Raw genomic sequence first — 6,447 nt, forward strand, 5'->3', positions numbered from 1 at the left:
ATTGGCGTCCACAAAACCATCTTCCGGGGGTCTGTTTAAGAAGCTTTTGCTGCAGCTACCCAGGATAACCAATAATGTGAAGGCGGTCAGATATCTTTTATAAAAATGATTGTTCATGGTAATTTTTTTACTGCATTAAAAATCAACACCTACGCTGGCAGAATACATCCGTGTTAAAGGATAACGGCCGGCATCCACGCCATAGAACTGGCTGCTCAACTGTACTTCTTTGCCAAGAGAGGCGCCTACTTCCGGATCGTATCCTTTGTACTTTGTAAATGTGGCCAGGTTCTGTACTCCGATAGATAACCGCACTGCTTTAATCACCGGTTGTTGTTTGATGAGCGAAGCAGGAAGGGTATACCCCAGCTGAATATTTTTGATCCTGAGATAGGAACCATCTTCCACAAACAGATTGGTGAAGCGGTTACCATTGCCGTTTACATCAGAGCCGGTAATTCTTGGTACGGTAGTACCCGGATTTTGCAAAGAGGCTTTTGTACCATCACCTGTTACACGGGCATAATCAAATGCTTCTACCAGCAGGTTGCGTCCCAGGTTCACGTTGTTGGGATTCATATTCTCAAAGCGCAGGTAATTATAAATATCGTTGCCTTGCGTGCCGGTGATCAGGATGTTCAGATCAAACCCTTTATAGGAAAAGGTATTAGACAGTCCGAATGTAAACTTAGGCCATGGGTTGCCGATAAAAGTCTGGTCACGTGAGTCGATGATACCATCGCCGTTCAGGTCTTTATATTTGATGTCGCCTACCCATACGCCGCCGTCTTTCGATACATCCAGCCGGCTGCCATCCGCTTTTGCAGGAATAGCGCTTTGGTTGATTTCATCTACAGAGGTAAATAATCCATCGGCTATGTAGCCGTAAAACAGCCATGGCGCCTGACCTACCGCCGTTTGGGTAGTGAAGCTGTTCATATACCATGCGGAGCGGTTAATCACTGCTGCATCTGAATAGAACTGTGTAATTTTTGTTTTGAAGGAGGAGATGTTGAAGTTGGTTCTCCACACAAACCCACTGCTACTCTTTATGTTTACCGTATTCAGCGTGATGCCGAAACCTTTGTTCTGTAACGTACCGATGTTTACTGTAGGCGAAGTAATGCTGCCTTCCGCCTGGGTACCCATGTAGGCAGGCAGTGGATTTTGCAGCAGGAGATTGTTTGTTTTCTTGATATAGTAATCCGCTTCGAGTTGTATCCTGTTATCCAGCACACTTACATTGAGCCCGATATTTTTGGTAGTAGTGGCTTCCCATTTGATGTCTGCGTTACCATATACGTTGGATTTGAAGCCAGTTCCCCAGGGGGTAGTTACTGCGCCGAGCACAGAGTATTGTCCGCCACTGCCTGTACTTCCGGTAGTGCCATATTCTGCCCGTATTTTCAGGTCGTTGATGAAAGAAATATCTTTCATGAAGGGTTCACCGGTTAACCGCCACGCTGCGGATACGGATGGGAAGTATGCCCACTGATTGTTGGCTCCGAAGTTGGAAGAAGCATCTGCGCGACCTGCCAGCTGGAGAATGTATTTATCGTTGTATACGTAATTGATACGTCCGAGATAAGATTCCAATGCACCGGAACCTTTGCCACTGCCGGTGGTTTGGCCCTGGGCATTACCGAGATTAAAAGAAGGGATCTCGTTGCTGGCGAAGCCGGTACGGGTACCGCTGAAGCTCTGGTAATTCCATGCCTGCGCTTCATGGCTTGCCATGATACCAATGTTGTGTTTCTTAAATGTTTTATTGTATTGTAACAGTTCGTTGAGGTTCCAGTAAAAATTTTTGTTGGTACTGATACTCAGACTGGCATTTTCGTTGGAGTTATATCCCAGCTTATAGGTAGGCGTAAATTTGCTGCCATCTGCATATTCGAAATTACCGTTAAAACTGGTGCGGAAGATGAGGCCGGGAATGATATTGATTTCCGCACTGATGCCACCCAAACCACCTGTTCTTTTATAGTCGTTGTCCACCAGATTGGCGATTGCCAGTGGATTCAGCGGAGCAAACTTTGCATTGGAACCATACTCATTTTCTGTAGCGCCACCCCAGGTACCATCGGCATTTTTCACCGGGATATTGGGCGCCAGGTTGATGGCATTGCGGATCACATCTTCACTGGTAGAAGCCAGTTTTTCTTTTGTCTGGTAGAAGTTGAGGGAGGTGCTTAATTTAAGCCAGTCGAAAGCCCTGTTATCGAGATTCAGACGGAAGGAATACCGGTTGAAATTAGATCCGGCAGATACCCCTTGTTGACTAAAATATTCACCTGCCATATAATAATTGGTCGTTTTGGTACCATTGCTGACAGTGATCTGGTGTTTTTGTAGCGGAGATACTTTAAAGAGCGATTCCTGCCAGTTGGTACCTTCACCGAGTACAGCTGGGTTTTTGAATTCCGCTATGGGTGTACGGTTCAACTGGGCAGCAATTTCGTTGTTCATAATAGCGAATTGCTGCAGGCTCATGACCTTCACTGCTTCCGGTTTTTCCTGCGCGGAATAGAGATAGTTGTAGCCCACTTTCAATCCCTGTTGTCCTCTTTTGGTGGTCACCAATATGACACCATTGGTAGCACGGGAGCCATAAACTGCCGTAGCAGAAGGGCCCTGCAATACTTCCATGGATTCAATATCGGAAGGGTTGATGCCCGCGAGTGGATTGACAGAGCTGGTAGCACCATAGGAAACGGTGGCGGGTTGTATCTGTACGCCGTCGATTACGTACAAGGGTTCGTTGGTGTTACCAATGGTATTAATACCGCGGATATTCACCGAAATACCGCCGCCGGGTTGTCCGGAATTCTGGGTAACATATACACCTGCAGCACGACCTTGTAATGCCTGATCTAAGGTGGTGTTAATTGTTTTGTTAATGTCTGCGGAAGAAATGGATACCTGCGCGCTGCTCTGATCTGTTTTCTTCATAGTACCATAACCGACCACTACTACATCCTGCAGGGAACTCCGGGTTTCTGTCAGTACTACATTCAGCGTACCGGCATCGCCTATTTTTATCTCTTTAGCAGTAAATCCGATAGACGTAAAGACTAATACCTGACCGGGAGCGGCAGCGATGCTAAACTTGCCATACTGATCTGTGGCGACACCGTTGTTGGTGCCTTTAAAGATGACGGATGCGCCGGGAACAGGTTGTCCTGATTCGTGAGCGGTGACCGTGCCGGTAATTTTTTTTCCTGATGGAGGAAGATTTTGCGCTTTTGCTGTAATGGCAAAGGCACAATACGTGATCGTTAGCCATACCCATAGGAATGGCCTTCCAGTAATACTGGCTCTTTTCATACGTGGAGAAATTAAAATTTTTAAAAAAGAATCGAGTGTCGATTTTGGTTTGCTACTTCATAGACTTATTCATTCGTGGTAATGGAAATGAAGTTATGGCTATTACCACGAACATAGGGTAGCAGGATGTTTATAATTCCGGCTATTATGTTGCATGCCGGGGGTATTAAATGTAACTTTTTAAGGGTTGTTTTGTTGCAGTTATTCTTTCTTCATCGCGGCTGCGTAGGCGGAAGGGAGCATGTTGTAAGCCATTTTAAAATATTTTGTAAAGTACTTCGGGTTATTAAATCCAACTTCATAGGCCACCTCGGTAACATTCATTTCTGTTTGAATCAGCAAATGAGCGGCGCGTTGTAAACGTACTCCGCGGATAAATTCAATAGGTGGTTGTCCGGAGATGGCATAAATGCGGCGGTAAACAGATACCCTGTTCATGAACAGTTCCCTGCTTAATTCTTCCACAGAGAAATTTGCGTTAGAAAGATTCTTTTCCACAATTTCAAGGGCTTTCTGCATAAATTTCTCGTCTGCCGATAATATGGTGCCGGTACCGGTGTTGGCAGGCAGGGGGAGTATCATCATTTGTTTGGCGGGGGCCCTGCGTGTCAGCAGGTTACGCACGCGGGAGAGCATTATTTCAAATCTGACAGGTTTTACGATATAGTCATCGGCGCCGTTTTCCAATCCCCGCAGCTGTTCTTCCTCCCCGGCCAGGGCGGTGAGTAATATGACCGGAATTTGCCGGGTACGGGTATCGCCTTTGATTTTTGTGCATAAGGCAATGCCATTCATCACCGGCATGTTTACATCGCTTACTACCAGGTCGGGGTGGGCAGATAATGTTTTTTGCCAGCCGGTTAAACCGTCCGGTGCTTCAATAATGTTGTAAAACGCTTTCATGTTTTCTTTCAGATAAAAACGGAAGTCGTCATTATCTTCTACCAGCAGCACGGTTTGTTTTTCTTCCTTCTTTGATGGAGCGGGTATTTCCGGTGACAGTGATTCGGGTATTGGTTGTTCATATATATCTGCAGCGATCATTTCAGCCATCGCTTCCACTTCCGGTTGCGTGGCCGCTGGCAGTATTTCAAATGGGAGCTCCAGCGTGAAGCAGGTACCTTTATTCCCGTCACTGTCTACCCGGATGCTGCCTTTACATAGTTTCACAAACTCTTTCGTAATTGCCAGTCCTATGCCGCTCCCCTGGTTTACAAAGCCACCGGGCGAATCGCTATGGAAAAACTGCTCGAAAATCTTTTCGTGCCTTTCCGGCGGTATGCCGATACCGGTATCGATTACTTTAATTTCCAGCATGGCCTGGTCACCTGTTGCGGTGAAGCTGGTCAATACCTTTACAACACCTCCTGCCAGCGTAAACTTAAAAGCATTGGAGAGCAGGTTATAAAGAATCCGTTCAATTTTATCGTGGTCAAAACTGGTATATAATGTTTCATTGTCTGCATGAAAAAAGAATTCCACCTGCTTGCGTTCTGCCAAATCTGTAAAAGAATATACCACCTCTCTGATGAAGCCAATGATGTCGCCGGCGGCCGGATTTAACTTCAGCTCCTGCATTTCCATCTTCCGGAAATCCATTAACTGGTTGGCCAGATAGAGCAGCCTTTTGGCATTGCGGCGTATCAGGTATAACTTATGCCTGAAGGTGTGGTCTTCTTCGTGGGAGATCACTTCTTCCAGCGGCGCCAGTATCAGCGATACCGGCGTTCGGAATTCATGACTAAGATTGGTGAAGAGCTTAATCTTGAGCATGTCCAGTTCGTGCAGCTGCCGCGCTTCTCTCCGTTCCTGCTGTAATGCGAAGCGGCGTTGGGCGCGCTGCAATACAATCTTCCGTAACAATAACAAAATAGCTGCAATGAGCAACACATAACATACATAGGCCAGCGGAGTCGCCCAGAATGGAGGTAATATGCGGATACGCAGGGAAATGCCTTTCCAGGGTTGTGTATTGTCGTCGCTCACCGCTTTTAGTAACAGGGTATAGTTGCCGGGGTTGATGTTGGTATAGGTGATCCGGCGCGACTTTCCATCTGTTGTTTGCCATTCTTTATTAAAGCCTTCCAGTTTATACGTATAGGCGTACCTGTTTTTATCGGTGTTGGTAAAATCGAGTGCGGCAAAATCGATAGAGAAATCATTTTCATTGTGTCGTAACACAATTTCATTTATTTCCGGCATGGCAGCCGGGAGGATCACATGGTTATTTCGTTTTTCATTTACAGCAATGGTGCGGTTAAAGAGTTGCAGGCTGGTAAACACAATAGGGGGCTCGCGCCTGATCTGCTTTACTTTGGCCGGATCAAAGATGTTGAATCCATCTGCGCCGCCAAACAACAACTCACCTGATGTTAGTTTGAGTGCCGCATTTACGTTAAAGGCATTGCCTTGCAGGCCATCTTTTTCATCGTAATTATGACAGTTGATACTAATTGTACCTTTTGGATCAGATTGTACCACTATTTTGCTTAACCCGTTGGAGGTACTTGCCCATAGATGGTGATCGTTATCTTCCAGTATGGAAATAATATTATTGTCCGGTAAGCCGTCCTGCATGCGGAACGTAACGAATTGTTGCTTTTCCGGATTGTATGCATTCAGTCCGTCGCGGGTACCTACCCACATGATACCGCGACTATCGCGCAGCAGGGAGCTGGCATTGTCGTTGCTCAGCTGATGTGTTTCGCGTAGATAGTGTATGTACACACCTTTTGCTTTGTCCAATACATCCACACCATAGGCGGTGGAAATCCAGAGGTTTCCTTTTGCATCCTCCGTCATATCGGTGATATAGTTGGAATGCACCGAGTTGGGGGTGTTTACATTGTTATGATAAAAGATGCCGGCAGTTTGGTCGAATCTGTCGAGGCCTCCGCCCAGCGTGCCTATCCAGAAGTTCCGCTGACTGTCTTTAAAAATTTTCCAGACGGTTTTACTACCCAGACTCTTACCCGTGGTATCTGTGCGGTAATGCGTGAATACACCATTTCGGTAGTTGTCGAGCCCTCCAAAATAATACCCGATCCATAGGCTGTTGTCATCGTCTACATATAAACTCAGGATCACATAGTTACTGATACTGTTGTTGTTGAGGGGTTG

General features: G+C 46.2%; 2 protein-coding genes. Both read right to left on the reverse strand.

All coding sequences use genetic code 11. The features are described from left to right. Positions 1 to 135 precede the first annotated feature (135 nt). Positions 136 to 3,327 carry a TonB-dependent receptor gene (locus tag VIP81_RS03240; protein ID WP_331957040.1) on the reverse strand — a complete coding sequence of 1,064 codons (3,192 nt, stop codon included), beginning with the start codon at positions 3,325 to 3,327 and terminating at the stop codon, positions 136 to 138. Between the two features lie 201 nt (positions 3,328 to 3,528). Then, positions 3,529 to 6,447: ATP-binding protein (locus VIP81_RS03245; protein ID WP_331957041.1), on the reverse strand; the 2,919-nt coding region annotated here is incomplete at its 5' end.

The sequence above is a fragment of the Chitinophaga sp. genome (assembly GCF_036566945.1).
Lineage (GTDB): Bacteria > Bacteroidota > Bacteroidia > Chitinophagales > Chitinophagaceae > Chitinophaga.

Coding starts and splice junctions, on each gene's coding strand:
- VIP81_RS03240 (WP_331957040.1), bottom strand. CDS start 3,327: ATGAAAAGAGCCAGTATTACTGGAAGGCCATTCCTATGGGTATGGCTA.